Below are 14,298 nucleotides of genomic sequence, written 5' to 3'. Positions count from 1 at the left end.
ACGCGCCCCGGTGGTCAGCCACGGCCGGTCCTGCCTTCCAGCTGACGGTCGAGAGCCCTTTCGGTCTCGGTCAACGGCCGATCCGAGGCCAGGCATTCGGGGTGCCCGGGTGGGGGCGGTTCCGCGATGTACGGATGGGGCTCGGACAGATATATCTGGCCGTAGGCAATCAGTGAATCCGCGCACAGGCGCAAGAGGCGACGCATGGACCAACGCATGGAACCAATCGTGGTGGGCAGCGAAAAAACCGGGCTAAAGCGCAAGGCCGTGAAGTTACGGGCTGATCGCCGGTTGCACACCGGGTCCTGCGCTCGAAGACCTGGGCCAAGATCGCCATTCCGTTTCCCCGTCCGCGGTACTCGCCTGGCCGCTCAGGCCGAGGCCCGCCGCAGGTGGAACGCCGTGTCGTCGGCGAGTACGGTCTGGTGGGCCATGCGCAGTTCGAGACCGGGGTCGATGCCCAGTTCCTCGACGAGCTGCTCCCGCATGCGACGGTAGGCAACAAACGCGTCGCCGCTGCGGCCGCTGCGGTGGAGCGCCACCATGAGGCGGGCACAGAACCCTTCGCTGAGAGGGTTCTCGGCCACCAGCCGGCTGAGCTCACCAACCAGTTCGAGATGACGGCCGAGCCGCAGATCCAGGTCGACGCGTCTCTTGAGCGCGGTCATCCACGCCTCGTCGTACTGAAGTGCGGCGCCAGAGAGCGCCGTGCTTTCCCCCAGGTCCTCCAGTGTCGGGCCGCGACGGAGGTCCAGTGCCTCTCGGTACTGTTTCGACGCCAGTTCCTCGTGGCCGGCCTCCGCCGAATCCGCCGCCAGCGCACACAGGCGGTCGAAGCACACGGTGTCGAGGATGCCGTCGTTGACCTGCAGTTGATAGCCGGGGGCCCGGGTGCGCAGCGTGCACCAGCGGCCGTCGAGGTCGTGCCGGATCAGGAACTTGCGCAGTTGGGAGACGTACACCCGCAGGGCCGCGAGGGCGGTGGCCGGCGGGCGGTCGCCCCACAGTTCACGGATGAGCGCCTCGGTGGACAAGGTCGCGTTGGGCCGGATGAGGAGTGTGGCCAGGAGCTGACGCAACTTGCGCTGCGGCAGGGGAACTTCGACGGAGTCCACCACGATCTCCAGTGGCCCCAGCAGTCGCAGGGCGACCCTGCGCGGGGTGATGTCCTGCACACCGCACGCCGGCTGCACTTCCATGGTGGCGGTCATGCCAGAACCTCCAGCCGCGGGTGGGCACTGCGGAAGAAGGTCAGCGGCTGCTCCTCGCGCAGCAGGCTGAGGTCGACGACCTCCCCGATCACGATCTCGTGGTCCCCGCCCTGGAACGTGGTGTGCAGCCGGCAGTCGAGATAGGCCAGCGAGTCCCCGAGCACCGGGGAGCCGGTCGCACCGGGACCATGGGGCAGGTCGTCGAACTCGGCGGTGTCGCGGCGGGCGAAAGCGCGGCACAGGTGGGCCTGGTCGGAGGCAAGGATGTTGACGGCGAAGGCGCCGGAGGCCTGAAGAGCCGCGAGAGCCCTCGACTCCCTGTGGACACAGAAAAGCACCAGGGCAGGGTCGAGCGAAACCGAGGTGAACGAATTCACCGTAACCCCCACCGGCTCCTCGTCCTTACCTTGACAGGTAATCACCGCGACGCCCGTCGGATAACGTCCGCACACGTCACGGAGCACTCGTGCCTCCACGGTCGCGGTGTCCCTTTCCTCGGCTTCAGAAACGGTCAAGCTGTCCACGTCAACCCCCTAGGAAATACCGCACTTGCCTCTCACAGCTGAAATCACAGGAGCCAGAAACAGGGTGGTGCAGGTGCCGCGAGCTTAACGAGACGACGATGGTGCCGCCTACGGCCCCAAAGGATGAGGCGGGGCGTACTTTCGTCCCAAGGAGATGTGCCGACGCATGGCACCTGACCGCGTAGGCCCAGGTCAACGAGGCGTGTTCAACCCCGGCGCCCGTTGTGCGGCACGACTGACTGGGCAACCCGGGAGAACCGGGGGCGTGCCGTGCGACCTCCGGTTGCTGCCGCAGTGGCCGGCGGCGTTCCACGGAGCCGGACCGGCGGCCGTCTTTCTTCTCATGGCTTTTTCCTGACCTCATCGACGCTTTACCCCGTCGGGTGATTCTGATGTGGCCGCTCACCGAACGACCGAAAACCTGGAACGGGAGGAAAGTGAATGCGCAGCACTCTGATCGTGGCTCGCATGAAGCCAGATTCCGCCGATGATGTGAACCGTATCTTCACCGAATCCGACGCCGGCGAGCTGCCCCATCTGATCGGTGTGAAGGAACGCAGACTGTTCCGCTTCCACGATCTCTACATGCATTACCTGGCGTCCGACGAGGACGTGCGCGGATCGATCAACGAGCTGCGGAGCCACGAGCTGTTCACCGATGTCAGCGACAGGTTGAGCGCGCACATCACCGCATACGACCCGGGGACGTGGCAAGGGCCCCGGGACGCCATGGCCCACGAGTTCTACACCTGGCACGCGGACGGCTGAGCCGGATCGCCGCTCGCGTGCCGAGGCGACGGCGGCGTCGCCGGCCGGGGGAGCCGCCGCACCGTCGGTGCGGACCAACGAGAGGAGGCTGGCGTGGCCAGCGAACGAATGACCAAGATCGTGACGAAGGACATCGAGCCCAACCGGCGCCGGGGCGGGGATCTGCGCACATTGCTGAGCCCGGCCACCGCAGGCACCACTTCAGGGTTCATGGGGGTCCTCACCTTGGAGCCGGGCGAGGTCGTCACCGAGCACTACCACCCGTATTCCGAGGAGTTCCTGTACCTCGTCAGAGGGGAGATCACGGCGCGGATCGACGGGGAGCCCGTCCCGCTCGCCGCGGGTGAGGCGCTCCACCTGCGGATCAACGTCCGGCACCGGCTGGAGAACGACGGTACGGAGCCCGCCTTCCTGGTCTTCCAGCTGGGCCCGCTCGCACCGCGCCCCGAACTCGGGCATGTGGACACCGAACCGCTGCCGCATCAGGAGTCGGTATGAGTCGCCGCAGGGCCGTGGTCACCGGCGTCGGAGTGGTGGCGCCCGGGGGCATCGGCACCAAGGCCTTCTGGAAGCTGCTGTCCGAGGGACGTACAGCCACCCGTGCCATCACGCACTTCGACGCGTCGGGCTACCGCTCAAGGATCGCGGCGGAGTGCGACTTCGACCCCGCCGCTTGCGGACTGAGTTCCGAAGAGGTCGGGCGGCTGGATCGCTGTGCCCAGTTCGCTGTGGTCGCCGCACGGGAGGCCCTCTCGGACAGCGGGGTCGAGACCGACCAGTTGCCGCCGCATCGCATCGGCGTCTCGATCGGGAGCGCGGTCGGCTCCACCATCACGCTGGAACAGCAGTACGTCCGGGTCAGCGACGCCGGCAGCCGCTGGGTCGTGAATGCCTCGGACCCGTATCCGCACCTGTACGGCGCGCTGGTGCCCGGCACGCTCGCGGCGGAGGTGGCTTGGACGGCCGGGGCACAGGGGCCGGTCCGGGTGGTGTCGACGGGCTGCACCTCAGGTCTCGACTCCGTGGCGCAGGGTGCCCAGTTCATCGAGGACGGATTGGCCGACATGGTCGTGGCCGGTGCGACCGACGCGCCCATCTCGCCGATCACCGTCGCCTGTTTCGACGCCATCAAGGCGACCTCGTCCAACAACGACGACGCCGCCCACGCCTCCCGTCCCTTCGACCGGGACCGTGATGGCTTCGTGCTCGGCGAGGGCGCGGCCGTCCTCGTACTGGAGGACGCCGAGGCCGCGCGCCGCCGCGGTGCCCGGGTCTACTGCGAGGTCGCGGGGTACGCGCAGCGCAGCAACGCGTTCCACATGACCGGTCTGCGCCCGGACGGTTCGGAACTGGCGGACGCGGTGCGGGTGGCACTGGACCGTGCCCAGTTGCCTCCGCAGGCCGTGGACTACGTCAACGCCCACGGGTCGGGTACCCGGCAGAACGACCGGCACGAGACCTCCGCGTTCAAGACCTCGCTCGGCGAACACGCCTACCGCGTGCCGGTGAGCTCGATCAAGTCCATGGTGGGCCATTCCCTGGGCGCGATCGGCGCCCTGGAGCTCGCCGCCTGCGCACTCGCCATCGAGATGGACACGATTCCGCCGACCGCCAATCTCCGGAACCCGGATCCCGAACTCGGCCTGGACTACGTTCCGTTGACAGCACGTGAGCAGCGGACGGACACCGTACTCAGTGTCGGCAGCGGCTTCGGCGGGTTCCAGACAGCGATGGTGCTGGCCGCCCCCGGCCGGGTGATGCTCGATGTCTGACACAGCCACGGCCCCGCGCCGTGCCGTGGTCACCGGCATCTCGGCGGTGGCGCCGGGCGGCAGGGGAACTGACGCGTTCTGGCACTCCGTGCTCGACGGCCGCTTCGGTCTCGGCCCCGTGACGCACTTCGACGCAGCCGAATTCCCGGTGCGACTGGTCGGCGAGGTCTTCGGTGACGGCACTCTGCCCGGCGTCGACCCCCGGCTCGCCGTGCAGACGGACCGCTGGAGCCAGTTCGCGCTGTTGGCGGCCGAGGAGGCGCTGGCCGATGCGGGGGTGCGACCCGAGTCGTTCTCCCCGTACGACCTCGGGGTCATCACGGCCTCCTCCTCCGGAGGCAACGCGTTCGGCCAGCAGGAGATCGCGGCCCTGTGGTCGAAGGGACCGCGGCATGTCGGTCCGTACCAGTCGATCGCCTGGTTCTACGCCGCCACGACCGGTCAGCTCTCCATCCGGCACGGCATGAAGGGCCCCTGCGGGGTCACTGTCGCCGAACAGGCCGGCGGCCTCGACGCGATCGCGCAGGCCCGTCGTGCCCTGCTGCACGGGGATGCCAAGGCCGTGCTGACCGGGGGTACCGAGGCGCCGCTGAGCCCGTACGCCCTGACCTGCCAGACCAGTTCCGGCCGGCTGAGCACCAGCGACGACCCGGAGCGTGCCTACGTGCCGTTCGACGTGGCCGCGTGCGGCCACGTCCCCGGCGAGGGCGGGGCCATCCTCGTACTGGAGGCGCAGGACAACGCCCGCGAGCGCGGCGCCGACTCTCCGTACGGTGAGATCGCCGGTCACGCGGCCACCTTCGACCCGGCGCCCGGCGTCCCCGAGGGCAACGCCCCCACCGCTCTTCGCCGGGCCGTCCGGCTCGCCCTCGCCGACGCCCGGATCCGGCCGGAGGAGGTCGACGTGGTCTTCGCCGACGCGGCGGCCACCCCCGAACTGGACCGTGCGGAGGCGCGATGCCTCGCCGAAGTCTTCGGACCACGCGGGGTGCCGGTCACGGCCCCCAAGGCGCGCTACGGACGGCTGTACGCGGGCGGAGCTCCGCTCGACGTCGTCACCGCTCTGCTCGCCCTACGCGACCAGGTGATCCCGCCCACCGGACCGGGCGCCACCGCGGACCCCGCCCACCGGATCGACCTCGTGTCGGAGCCCCGCGAGGCTCCGCTGCGCACCGCGCTGGTGCTCGCCCGCGGCTACGGCGGCTTCAACTCCGCCCTCGTCGTCCGGACCGTCAGCTCATGAATCCCCTGCCCGATCCCGACCACGCGACATCGAAAGGACCGGTATCCATGACCGCGCCGTCCCTCACGTACGAGGAGTTCCTCAAGATCGTCCAGCAGTGCACCGGGGTTCCCGCGGAGACGCTGCGGGCGGACGACCCGATCGCGACCATCCAGGACATGGGAGTGGACTCGCTGGGTCTGATCAATGTCCTCACCGAAGTGGAGAACCGATACGACATCCAGTTGGATGCCGAGGACCTCACCCGTCTCCCGGAGGTCTTCGCCCTGATCAACGAGCAGTTGAAGCCGGCGGGCGCGCGTACCGAGAACCACGTCGTCATCGACGCACCGTTGGACTTGGTGTGGGACATGACCAACGATGTGGCCAACTGGCCGAACCTGTTCAGCGAGTACGCCTCCGCGGAGATCCTGCAGCACCGAGGTGACACCGTGCGCTTCCGTCTCTCCCTCCATCCGGAGGCCGACGGAAAGGTCTGGAGCTGGATCTCCGAACGCGTCATGGACCGCGTGAACAGGACCGTCGAGGCACACCGCGTCGAGCCGGGCCCCTTCGCCTTCATGAACATCCACTGGTCCTACCGGCAGACCGACACAGGTGTGGAGATGCGCTGGGTCCAGGAGTTCCACATGAAGCCGGACGCCCCGGTCGACGACGCCGCCATGGCCGAGCGCATCAACGGGAACTCGAAGACCCAGATGTCGCTGATCAAGGAGCGGGTCGAGGCGGCGGCCCGGGGCCGTGCCGGAGCGATGGTGGCGCGATGAGCGGCATCGATTTCGCCCTCAAGGGCAAGCACGTCCTGGTCACCGGCGGCGCCCGGGGAATCGGACGGGCCACCGTGCTCGCCCTGGCCGCTCAGGGCGCCTCGGTGACAACCTGCTACGTCAACGAGAGCGGGCAGGTCGAGTCGCTGCGGCGTGAGCTGGGCGAGCAGGGTGCCCAGGGCTCGCTCGTACGCTGCGACATCACCGACCACGAGCAGGCCGGCCGGTTGTGCGCCGACGCGCACGAGAGGTACGGACCCATCGACGCCGTCGTGAACAACGCCGGTGTCATCAGTCACCTCCCGCTGCGGAATCTGGGCCCCGACGAGTGGCATCGCATCCTCGACGCCAATCTGACCGGCATGTACCACGTGATCCGCGCGTCGCTGTCGTACGTCGCCGAGGTCGCCTCCATCGTCAACATCAGCTCCGCCGTCGCACACCACGGCATGCCGGGCGCCGCCCACTACGTGGCGTCCAAGGCCGGTGTGATGGGGCTGACCAGGGCCCTGGCCAAGGAGTTGGGGCCACAGGGAATCCGGGTCAACTGCATCGCCTCCGGGCTGGTCGAAACGGACCAGATGAAGGCCGTCACGGCCGAGGGGCGGGCCCGTTACGAGCAGATGATCTCGCTGGGACGGCTCGGCCGCCCGGAGGAGATAGCCGATGTGGTGCTGTTCCTCGTCTCGCACGCCGCCCGCTACATCACCGGCGCCACGCTCGACGCCGACGGCGGCATCTGACCGGAAGGAGACCGTACTCCGTGCTACGCACCGTGCTGGAGATGACGGTCCGTGAGGGATGCGAGGCAGAGTTCCGCGCGGCCTGGCTGGAGACGGCCCAGGCTGCCGCGCGTCTGCCGGGCAGTGTTGGCCAGACCCTGCTGCGCGACCCGCACCGTCCCCGTACACATCTGATCATGGCCGACTGGGCGGACCGGGCCGCCCTGGAGGCCTTCCGGACAAGTCCCGCTCGGGAACGGCTCAGCGCCCGGCTTGAGCCGTTCCGCGAATCAGCCCGCAAGCGCGTGCTCGAAGCCGTTCAGCACGTGTCAGCCACCACTCCGTTGGAAGGTGATCCCTCGTGACCGTACGTGTCATGGTGTCCGCCCGTGTCGAGGAGAAGGACCGCGAGGCCTTCGAGGAGGCCTACCTCTCGGTCGCCGCCGCCGTCCGGGGCACGCCCGGCCATATTCGCGACGAGATGCTGCGCGACGCGGAGGAGGCCGGCCGCTACATCCTGCTCGCCGAGTGGGAGAGCGAAGAGGCGTTCCGTGCCTGGGAGGACGCCCCGTCGCACCGCGAGATGGCGGCGCCCATGTTCCCCTACTGGAGCGGCGGCGGTATCGAGCGGCGGATCTACGATCTGCGGGCCCGGCTCGACAGCGTCCCGTCCCACACGTGAGCGGACGGCACCCATGGCTACCATCCGCAAGGCCCTGGTGATCGGCGCCGGTATCGGCGGGCTCACCACGGCGGCAGGCCTCCTGCGGCAGGGCATCGAGGCGGAGGTGTTCGAGGCGCGTCCCACGCCGGGACGGCTGCTGACCGGGGGTGGGTTCATGCTCTGGCACAACGCCTTCCTCTCGCTGCGCAGGCTCGGGCTCGGGATCGACGAGGCCGTCGCCGCCGATTCGGTACACATGCGCTTCCACGAGTTCCGCTCCGACTCCGGCCGACGCCTGGCACGTTGGCACCTGGACGGTCCGACGGAGAAGTCCGGCGCACCGGCCTGCGCCCTGCGCCGCTCCTCCCTGCACAAGGTGCTCACCGAGGCGGTGGGTGACCACCGGATCCGGCTGGGCCGCCGGTTCACCGGCTACACGCAGGACGTCGACGGTGTCACCGCGCAGTTCGACGACGGGTCCACGGCCCGTGGTGAGGTGCTGATCGGCGCCGACGGGCTACGTTCCACGGTTCGGGCCGAGATGCGAAGGGGGTTCGAACCACCGCCGCGATACGCCGGATACACGGCCTGGCAGGCCATCACCCGGCTGCCGGGCGAGTCACTGGTGCCCACCGGCACGTTCTTCAACCTGTGGGGCAAGGGGGGCCTGCGCTTCCTGTACTGCAGGCTGAACAAGACCGAGGTCTACTGGGATGCCATCACCAGTGACCGCGCGGCCGCCGGGATCGACACCCTGCGCAAAACGCGAGGCGCTGCGCTGGCGGCCGCGTACCGCGGCTGGGCGGACCCCGTCGGCAGGATCATCTCCTCGACCGACGAGGGGGCGATCCTGCCGGTGAGCATTCACGACCGGCCGCCGAGCGGCGGCTGGAGCGAGGGCCGGGTCGTGCTCATCGGTGACGCCGCCCATCCGATGACGCTCAATCTCAGCCAGGGCGCGGGCCAGGCCATCGAGAGCGGGGTGGTCCTCGCCGACATGCTGGGACGCGCGCAACCGGATGCGGTGCCCGGGACGCTCCGTGCCTTCGAGTCCGCCCGTCGCGGGCGGGCCGGCGACATGGTGACGACCTCGTGGCGCATCGGCACGCTGGGACTGGCTCACAGCGCTCCGCTGTGCCGACTGCGCGACCTCATGATGTACACCTTCTTCGACACGGTCGCCCGGGGCCAGAGCTATGCGCTGATGCTGGACGGCCGGCTGGAGCGGGCGCCCCTTCGGACGGCCGGGGCACTCGACCACGGGGCGGGGTGAGGGCCTCCGATGCTGGCCGCCGCCCTGGCCTCCGTCCTCGTGCTGTGCACCGGCGTGCTCGCGGGTGCGCTGATCGCGGTCGAACGAGCCGTCGTTCCCATGCTGTTGCGTCTGCCCCGGCAGAGCTGGTCCGAAGTGCATCGGCTGCTGGACCCCGGCTTCGACCCGCTGATGCCGACCGTGAACAAGGTGGCGCTGGCCGCCGGCCTCGGGCTGTCGTTCCTGGCCCCCGGGGCTGGTGCGAAGGCCGCGTTCGCCACCGCCCTGGCAGGAGTGGCGGGCGTCGCCCTGGTGTCGGAACTGCGCAACGTACGGATGAACCGACGGGTCGACGCGTGGGCCGAAGCCGGGGAGATCCCCGAGGGCTGGGAGACGCTGCGTGACCGCTGGGCGCGTGCCAACCAGTTGCGTACCGCCTTCGCCGTCCTCGCGTTCTGTGCCGCGCTCAGCGGCTGTTGCCTGCTGTGGGCCTGAGCACCGTATCCGTGGTCCCGGCCGCTTCCGATCGTTTGTCCTTCAGTTGAGGAGCTGATCCCATGAATCCCGCACATGAGGAGAGTGCCGCGCACACGTCGGCCGCCGAGTCCGCCGGGCAGACGCCTGAGCCACCGGAGTTCGCGGGCCGGGTCGCTCTGGTCACCGGGGGAGCCCGCGGCATCGGCGCGGCCACCGCCCGGCTGCTGGCCGCCCGAGGGGCCCGGGTGGCGGTCAACTACCACAAGAGCGCGGACCGGGCCCAGGAGGTCGTGGACTCGATCCGGCAACTCGGCGGTGAAGCAGTGGCGCTGCAGGGCGACGTCACCGATCCCGAGCAGGTGGCCGCGCTGGTCGCCGGTGTCACGGCCGAAGTCGGCCCGGTGAACCTCCTGGTCCTCAACGCCGCGGGTCTGGGCGCCCATGAGGCGCGCATCGCCCCCGTGACGGACCTGACGTGGGAGGACCTGGAACACGTGGTCACACAGCAGCTCAAGGCTCTGCTCCTGACCACGCGTGCCGTGCTGCCGGACATGATCGCCCGGGGCGGCGGCTCGGTGGTGGCGGTGGGGGCGGCGCTCGCCCGCCGGCCCGCACCGCGTTTCCTTCCGCTGGCGGTCGCCAAGGCGGGCGTGGAGGCCGCTGTGCGCACCCTGGCCATGGAAGTCGGCCCACGGGGTGTGCGGGTCAACGCGGTGGAACCCAATCTCATCCTCACCGAACTCGCCCATCAGGTCCCCGAGGAACAGCGCCTGGCCGTTGCCGAGCGCGCCGCGCTCAGGCGCAACGGAACCCCACGGGACGTCGCCGAGGTCATCGCGTTCCTGGCGTCACAGCGCTCCTCGTACCTCACCGGCAGTTGTCTGCTCGCGGACGGCGGCACCGCGTTCGCCTGATCGCCCGGCGCCGCGCACGACGTGGGCCAGTGGATTTTCCCCGCCTTTATCACCCCCTTTGCAGCCGCTGATTGCCTGTCCAACGGCTGCCGTCCGTCACCGGACGATCCGAGCGAAAGAAATGAGAAACCATGTCGAAGCCCGAGCGAAAAGTGGTCAACCGGGACGATGTCGAGCCCGTCTGCTGGTTCGGTGAGGAAGGCCGGTTCCTGCTGCGCAAGGAGGACACGGGCGGGCTGTACAGCTTCTACCAGATCACCACCCAGCCGGGGAGCGGTCCGCCGCTGCACGTGCACGAGACCGCCGACGAGGCGTTCTTCGTCAACAAGGGAAGCTACGAGTTCGAGGTCGGCGGGGTCACGGAGGTCATCAACGCCGGCAGCATCATCTACGGTCCGCGTGGCGTACCCCACCGCTTCCTCAACGTGGGTGACGAGCCTGGCCAGTTGCTCGTGATCGCCACTCCCGGCGGCGTCGAGAACTTCTTCATCGGTCTGTCCGAGCTCGTCGCGGACGGGGCCCCGGACTGGCGCAAGATGCAGCAGCTCGCCAACGAGCACCAGATGCGGGGATTCCGGCCGCCGCCCGGAGCCCACGGCGACCTGGGCGGCCCGCCGGCCGCGGTCCGCGACGGTGCCGGCGGTCCGGCCGCCGCCGCGCGCGGATCCCGTGGCTGACACACACCGCTCCGGGGCGCTGACGGCCCTCCCCCCTCTGCCACCGGCCTCCCGTGCGCCGCATGGCTCGCAGGAGGATCCCGGCCGGGGCACCGCGGCATTCCGCGGTGCCCCGGCCGGCCCCGTGCCGCTCCGGCGCGCTCGCACGCAACCCACTCGTTCCAGTCCGACCAGGGAGGACACCATGCCCAAAAACCTCTCGGGCTACCGTGCCGGACCGAAGCCCGGCACGCCGCCCCGCCATGACGTGATCATTCTGGGTTCCGGCATCGCCGGATCGGCCCTGGGCGCCATCCTGGCGAAACAGGGTGTCTCCGTTCTCCTCCTCGACGGCGGAACGCACCCCCGCTTCGCCGTCGGTGAGTCGACGACGCTCTACACCCTGAAGATGTTCCGGCTGCTCGCCCGGCGCTACGGCATTCCCGAACTGGAGTCGCTCACCTCCTACGAGGACTGCCGCGACAAGATCGCCCCGACCAGCGGGACCAAGCGGCACTTCGGCTTCATCCGGCACGAGGAGGGCAAGGAGCCCGACCCGGCCGAGTTCCTCCAGTTCAGCCCGCCGTCGAAGGTGCTGCAGACCAGCCATCTGTTCCGTCAGGACACCGACGCGTATCTCTTCCACACGGCCATCCGCTACGGCTGTGACGTCCAGCAGGCGTTCCACGTCGAGGACGTCGAACTGGCCGAGGACCACGTTGCCGTGGTCGGGAAGGGCGGTGAGCGTCACGAGGGCCGGTATCTGGTGGACGCCAGCGGGTTCCGGTCCCCGGTGGCCCGGCAGCTCGCACTGCGCAGGCCGCCGGAGGAGATCAAGCACCACTCCCGCTCCTTGTTCACGCACATGATGGGGGTGCGGCCGACGGACGAGTGTCTGCGGGTGGGGCCCGAGGACGCGCCGCCGATCCCCTGGGTGGAGGGGACCATGCACCACATCTTCGAACGCGGATGGTTCTGGTCGATCCCGTTCAACAATGGGCCGGGGTCTAAGAATCCGCTGGTCAGTGTCGGGCTGACACTCGACGAGCGCCGGTACCCCAAGCCGGACGACATCTCCCCGGAGGAGGAGTTCCGGAGCCTGGCGGAACGGTTCCCCGCGGTGCGCCGACTGTTCGCGGACGCCCGGACCGTACGGCCCTGGGTGTCGGCCGACCGGATCCAGTACGCCTCCGGCAAGACCGTGGGGCACCGCTGGTGTCTGATGTCGCACGCGGCCGGTTTCATCGACCCGCTGTACTCCCGAGGCCTCACCAACACCGGCGAGGTGGTCAACTCGCTTGCGTGGCGGCTCCTCGAAGCGCTGGCCGAGGACGACTTCGACGAGGAGCGCTTCCGGTACGTCGACGAACTCCAGCAGGGCCTTATCCGGTACAACGACGAGCTCGTCAACTGCTCGTTCATCTCCTTCAGCGACCACGCCCTGTGGAACGCCGTCTACCGCGTCTGGTGTGCGGCGGAGGTACCGATCAACCTGCGGTTCGACCGGTTCACCGAACGCTTCATGGACTCGGGCGACGACGGCGTGCTCCGGGTGATGGAGGAAGCCGCCCACCCTGGACTTCCGGTGCCCGGATCACACGGCTACAAGGAACTGTTCGACGAGATGGTGCGGGTCTGCGAAGCGGTCGACCGGGGGGAGCGCACCGCCGCCGACGCGGGGGCGGAGCTGCTGACGACGGTGGCGAAGGCCCCCGTGGTGCTGGACCACCTCGGACTGCGCGACCCCGCCTGCAGGTTCATCTACCCCAAGCCGGACGATCTGCGGCAGATGGCGCACTGGCTGCGCCACGAAGGCCCGGACGAGCTGCGCTATCTCACCACCGGCGTCGATGTGCACGGTGTGCCGCTGACGGCCGCGGCCGACGAGGAGATGGCCGTGCCGCACTGACGAAGGCGTACGGCATGCGCATGAGCGGGCGGTTCCCACGGGTTCGTGGGAACCGCCCGCTCATGCGTGGCCGACCTGCGCGGCAGGTGTCCCGGGGTTCAACTCGGCCGAGGGGCGACACGGAAGACGGGGCAGCGCGGCGCTGCCGCCTCGAAGTCCTCCGGGGAGGCCGAGGCCGCCAGTCCGTTGCGCAGGAAGGCACCGATCCCCCTGGGGTTCTGGCTGGGGAACTCACGCAGAATCGGCCCTCTTTCCTCCTCCGGAAGCTCCACCAGCTCCACTTGCTGTTCCCGGCGGCCCCGGGCGAGCACCCCGTGTCCGGCGGCACGGGCGTTCTTGACCCAGTCCGATTCCGGATACGCCTGGAGGATGTAGCGGGTGCCGTCGACGACCACCGGCGCGACCGGAGTGGTCCGGGGCAGGCCGCTTCTGCGGCCGGGCACGGTGAGCAGATGCATCGGGCCGAAGGGCAGCCCCAGGCGGTGCAGGAGGATGACGACGTTGTTGCGTGCCCGGTGCCGGGGTGAGACGGAGCGCTGTGTGGTCATGCCTGTCGCGCCTCGTGGACGCGCCGGGTGATGGCCCTGACGACGGACCGGGGCATCGAGCGCATGAGGGGGAGCCTGATGCGGTACGCCAGCCCGGGCACCGTGGACGGCCGCCCGGCCGCCACCGCGTCCAGTCCGGCGCGGGCGACCTGATCCGCCGTCAGCCACTTCATACGAGGCAGCGCATCGGTCGGCACGCCGGCCGCCGCGTGGAACCCGGAGCGAGTCAGACCCGTGTGCACGGTGGTGACGTGAACGCCGTGGCGGGCGACCTCCATCGCCAGAGTCTCACTCAGCGAGGACAGGAAGGCCTTGGAGGCGGCGTAGGTCGCGGAGCGCGGCTTCGGCAGCACGGCGACGAGTGAGGAGACATTCACGATGCCGCCGGCACCACGCGCGATCAGGCCGGGCAGACAGGCGCGGGCCAGTCTCAGCGGCACGACAGCGTTGAGCACCACGGTGTGCAGCTCACGTTCCGGGGGCAGTTCCGCGAAGTAGCCGGAGCCGCTCGACCCGGCGTTGTTCACCAGAAGCTCCACGGGCCGGTCCGGATCGGCGAGCCGCTTCTCGGCGACGATGACCTGACTCTCGTCGGTGAGGTCGAGCTGCAACACCTCGATGTCCACCCCGTGCGCGGACTCCAACTCGCTCGCGAGCTGTTTGAGCAGGTCCCCTCGCCTCGCGACGAGGACGAGGCCCACCCCTTCCTGGGCCAGCAGGCGGGCGAACGCCTCTCCGATCCCACTCGACGCCCCGGTCACCATGGCCGTGCCGTACGGAAATCGCCGCATGACATCCTCGAATCTCTTCGGCAATTCAACTGCATGAGTCGGAATAGATTAGCGGCAACAGCTGCAAATGTGCCAGCGAA

Annotated in this window: 18 protein-coding genes and 1 pseudogene; 14 read left to right on the top strand and 5 right to left on the bottom strand. The window is 69.4% G+C overall.

Annotation, left to right across the window (positions count from 1 at the left end):
- Positions 1 to 14 precede the first annotated feature (14 nt).
- The 3 genes from OH735_RS30690 to OH735_RS30680 all read right to left on the bottom strand — a co-directional run bounded on the left by OH735_RS30690 (position 15) and on the right by OH735_RS30680 (position 1,663).
- The gene (locus OH735_RS30690; protein ID WP_406386816.1) at positions 15 to 206 is read right to left on the bottom strand and encodes a DUF6059 family protein; all 192 of its coding nucleotides are present in this window, start codon (positions 204 to 206) and stop codon (positions 15 to 17) included.
- Positions 207 to 371: 165 nt separating this feature from the next.
- A complete protein-coding gene (locus OH735_RS30685; RefSeq protein WP_406384936.1) occupies positions 372 to 1,211 on the bottom strand; it encodes a BTAD domain-containing putative transcriptional regulator in 840 nt (279 codons plus the stop codon).
- On the bottom strand, positions 1,208 to 1,663 hold the full coding sequence (locus OH735_RS30680; RefSeq protein ID WP_406386814.1) for a flavin reductase family protein: 456 nt from the start codon (positions 1,661 to 1,663) through the stop codon (positions 1,208 to 1,210). The genes OH735_RS30685 and OH735_RS30680 overlap by 4 nt, the downstream gene beginning before the upstream one ends.
- Before the next feature lie 513 nt (positions 1,664 to 2,176).
- Here OH735_RS30680 and OH735_RS30675 point away from each other — a divergent pair.
- The 14 genes and pseudogenes from OH735_RS30675 to OH735_RS30610 all read left to right on the top strand — a co-directional run bounded on the left by OH735_RS30675 (position 2,177) and on the right by OH735_RS30610 (position 12,879).
- Positions 2,177 to 2,503: a TcmI family type II polyketide cyclase gene (locus OH735_RS30675; protein ID WP_406384935.1), complete on the top strand. Its 327-nt coding sequence runs from the start codon at positions 2,177 to 2,179 to the stop codon at positions 2,501 to 2,503.
- Positions 2,504 to 2,611: 108 nt separating this feature from the next.
- Complete coding sequence (locus OH735_RS30670) at positions 2,612 to 3,001, top strand: cupin domain-containing protein (protein ID WP_406386812.1); 390 nt, start codon at positions 2,612 to 2,614, stop codon at positions 2,999 to 3,001.
- Positions 2,998 to 4,275 carry a beta-ketoacyl-[acyl-carrier-protein] synthase family protein gene (locus tag OH735_RS30665; protein ID WP_406384933.1) on the top strand — a complete coding sequence of 426 codons (1,278 nt, stop codon included), beginning with the start codon at positions 2,998 to 3,000 and terminating at the stop codon, positions 4,273 to 4,275. The genes OH735_RS30670 and OH735_RS30665 overlap by 4 nt, the downstream gene beginning before the upstream one ends.
- Positions 4,268 to 5,518: a ketosynthase chain-length factor gene (locus OH735_RS30660; RefSeq protein ID WP_406384932.1), complete on the top strand. Its 1,251-nt coding sequence runs from the start codon at positions 4,268 to 4,270 to the stop codon at positions 5,516 to 5,518. Before OH735_RS30665 ends, OH735_RS30660 begins: the two co-directional genes overlap by 8 nt.
- Positions 5,515 to 5,763, top strand: a pseudogene (locus OH735_RS30655) (acyl carrier protein); the annotation flags it as partial. The gene OH735_RS30660 and the pseudogene OH735_RS30655, both read left to right, overlap by 4 nt.
- 36 nt (positions 5,764 to 5,799) lie before the next feature.
- Positions 5,800 to 6,285 (top strand): SRPBCC family protein, encoded by a 486-nt coding sequence (locus OH735_RS30650; protein ID WP_406386811.1) that lies wholly within the window; start codon positions 5,800 to 5,802, stop codon positions 6,283 to 6,285.
- Complete coding sequence (locus tag OH735_RS30645; RefSeq protein WP_406384931.1) at positions 6,282 to 7,028, top strand: SDR family oxidoreductase; 747 nt, start codon at positions 6,282 to 6,284, stop codon at positions 7,026 to 7,028. The genes OH735_RS30650 and OH735_RS30645 overlap by 4 nt, the downstream gene beginning before the upstream one ends.
- Before the next feature lie 20 nt (positions 7,029 to 7,048).
- Positions 7,049 to 7,372 carry an antibiotic biosynthesis monooxygenase family protein gene (locus OH735_RS30640; protein ID WP_406384930.1) on the top strand — a complete coding sequence of 108 codons (324 nt, stop codon included), beginning with the start codon at positions 7,049 to 7,051 and terminating at the stop codon, positions 7,370 to 7,372.
- Positions 7,369 to 7,689: an antibiotic biosynthesis monooxygenase family protein gene (locus tag OH735_RS30635; protein WP_406384929.1), complete on the top strand. Its 321-nt coding sequence runs from the start codon at positions 7,369 to 7,371 to the stop codon at positions 7,687 to 7,689. Before OH735_RS30640 ends, OH735_RS30635 begins: the two co-directional genes overlap by 4 nt.
- A gap of 13 nt (positions 7,690 to 7,702) precedes the next feature.
- Complete coding sequence (locus OH735_RS30630) at positions 7,703 to 8,944, top strand: FAD-dependent monooxygenase (protein ID WP_406384928.1); 1,242 nt, start codon at positions 7,703 to 7,705, stop codon at positions 8,942 to 8,944.
- A 9-nt stretch (positions 8,945 to 8,953) separates the two neighbouring features.
- Entirely contained in the window at positions 8,954 to 9,418 is a 465-nt protein-coding gene (locus OH735_RS30625) for an anthrone oxygenase family protein (RefSeq protein WP_406384927.1), read from the top strand.
- Positions 9,419 to 9,480: 62 nt separating this feature from the next.
- Positions 9,481 to 10,314 carry an SDR family NAD(P)-dependent oxidoreductase gene (locus OH735_RS30620; protein ID WP_406384926.1) on the top strand — a complete coding sequence of 278 codons (834 nt, stop codon included), beginning with the start codon at positions 9,481 to 9,483 and terminating at the stop codon, positions 10,312 to 10,314.
- A 131-nt stretch (positions 10,315 to 10,445) separates the two neighbouring features.
- Complete coding sequence (locus OH735_RS30615) at positions 10,446 to 10,991, top strand: cupin domain-containing protein (RefSeq protein ID WP_406384925.1); 546 nt, start codon at positions 10,446 to 10,448, stop codon at positions 10,989 to 10,991.
- A gap of 184 nt (positions 10,992 to 11,175) precedes the next feature.
- Complete coding sequence (locus OH735_RS30610; RefSeq protein WP_406384924.1) at positions 11,176 to 12,879, top strand: NAD(P)/FAD-dependent oxidoreductase; 1,704 nt, start codon at positions 11,176 to 11,178, stop codon at positions 12,877 to 12,879.
- A gap of 98 nt (positions 12,880 to 12,977) precedes the next feature.
- On the opposite strand, the gene OH735_RS30605 is transcribed toward OH735_RS30610, so the two are convergent.
- Both OH735_RS30605 and OH735_RS30600 read right to left on the bottom strand, forming a co-directional pair.
- Entirely contained in the window at positions 12,978 to 13,427 is a 450-nt protein-coding gene (locus OH735_RS30605; protein WP_406384923.1) for a nitroreductase family deazaflavin-dependent oxidoreductase, read from the bottom strand.
- Positions 13,424 to 14,218 carry an SDR family NAD(P)-dependent oxidoreductase gene (locus OH735_RS30600; protein WP_406384922.1) on the bottom strand — a complete coding sequence of 265 codons (795 nt, stop codon included), beginning with the start codon at positions 14,216 to 14,218 and terminating at the stop codon, positions 13,424 to 13,426. The genes OH735_RS30605 and OH735_RS30600 overlap by 4 nt, the downstream gene beginning before the upstream one ends.
- Positions 14,219 to 14,298 lie beyond the last annotated feature (80 nt).

The sequence above is a fragment of the Streptomyces sp. NBC_01618 genome (genome assembly GCF_045209435.1).
Taxonomy (GTDB): domain Bacteria; phylum Actinomycetota; class Actinomycetes; order Streptomycetales; family Streptomycetaceae; genus Streptomyces.
Note: the sequence above shows the minus strand (reverse complement) of the source record. Positions and strands in the feature narration are given on the sequence as shown.

Excerpts from the sequence above, each read along its gene's own strand:
- OH735_RS30685 (WP_406384936.1), bottom strand. The coding sequence starts at position 1,211 with ATGACCGCCACCATGGAAGTGCAGCCGGCGTGCGGTGTGCAGGACATC.
- OH735_RS30690 (WP_406386816.1), bottom strand. The coding sequence starts at position 206 with ATGCGTCGCCTCTTGCGCCTGTGCGCGGATTCACTGATTGCCTACGGC.
- OH735_RS30630 (WP_406384928.1), top strand. The coding sequence starts at position 7,703 with ATGGCTACCATCCGCAAGGCCCTGGTGATCGGCGCCGGTATCGGCGGG.
- OH735_RS30620 (WP_406384926.1), top strand. The coding sequence starts at position 9,481 with ATGAATCCCGCACATGAGGAGAGTGCCGCGCACACGTCGGCCGCCGAG.
- OH735_RS30625 (WP_406384927.1), top strand. The coding sequence starts at position 8,954 with ATGCTGGCCGCCGCCCTGGCCTCCGTCCTCGTGCTGTGCACCGGCGTG.
- OH735_RS30605 (WP_406384923.1), bottom strand. The coding sequence starts at position 13,427 with ATGACCACACAGCGCTCCGTCTCACCCCGGCACCGGGCACGCAACAAC.
- OH735_RS30615 (WP_406384925.1), top strand. The coding sequence starts at position 10,446 with ATGTCGAAGCCCGAGCGAAAAGTGGTCAACCGGGACGATGTCGAGCCC.
- OH735_RS30670 (WP_406386812.1), top strand. The coding sequence starts at position 2,612 with ATGACCAAGATCGTGACGAAGGACATCGAGCCCAACCGGCGCCGGGGC.
- OH735_RS30645 (WP_406384931.1), top strand. The coding sequence starts at position 6,282 with ATGAGCGGCATCGATTTCGCCCTCAAGGGCAAGCACGTCCTGGTCACC.
- OH735_RS30665 (WP_406384933.1), top strand. The coding sequence starts at position 2,998 with ATGAGTCGCCGCAGGGCCGTGGTCACCGGCGTCGGAGTGGTGGCGCCC.
- OH735_RS30610 (WP_406384924.1), top strand. The coding sequence starts at position 11,176 with ATGCCCAAAAACCTCTCGGGCTACCGTGCCGGACCGAAGCCCGGCACG.
- OH735_RS30600 (WP_406384922.1), bottom strand. The coding sequence starts at position 14,218 with ATGCGGCGATTTCCGTACGGCACGGCCATGGTGACCGGGGCGTCGAGT.
- OH735_RS30660 (WP_406384932.1), top strand. The coding sequence starts at position 4,268 with ATGTCTGACACAGCCACGGCCCCGCGCCGTGCCGTGGTCACCGGCATC.
- OH735_RS30675 (WP_406384935.1), top strand. The coding sequence starts at position 2,177 with ATGCGCAGCACTCTGATCGTGGCTCGCATGAAGCCAGATTCCGCCGAT.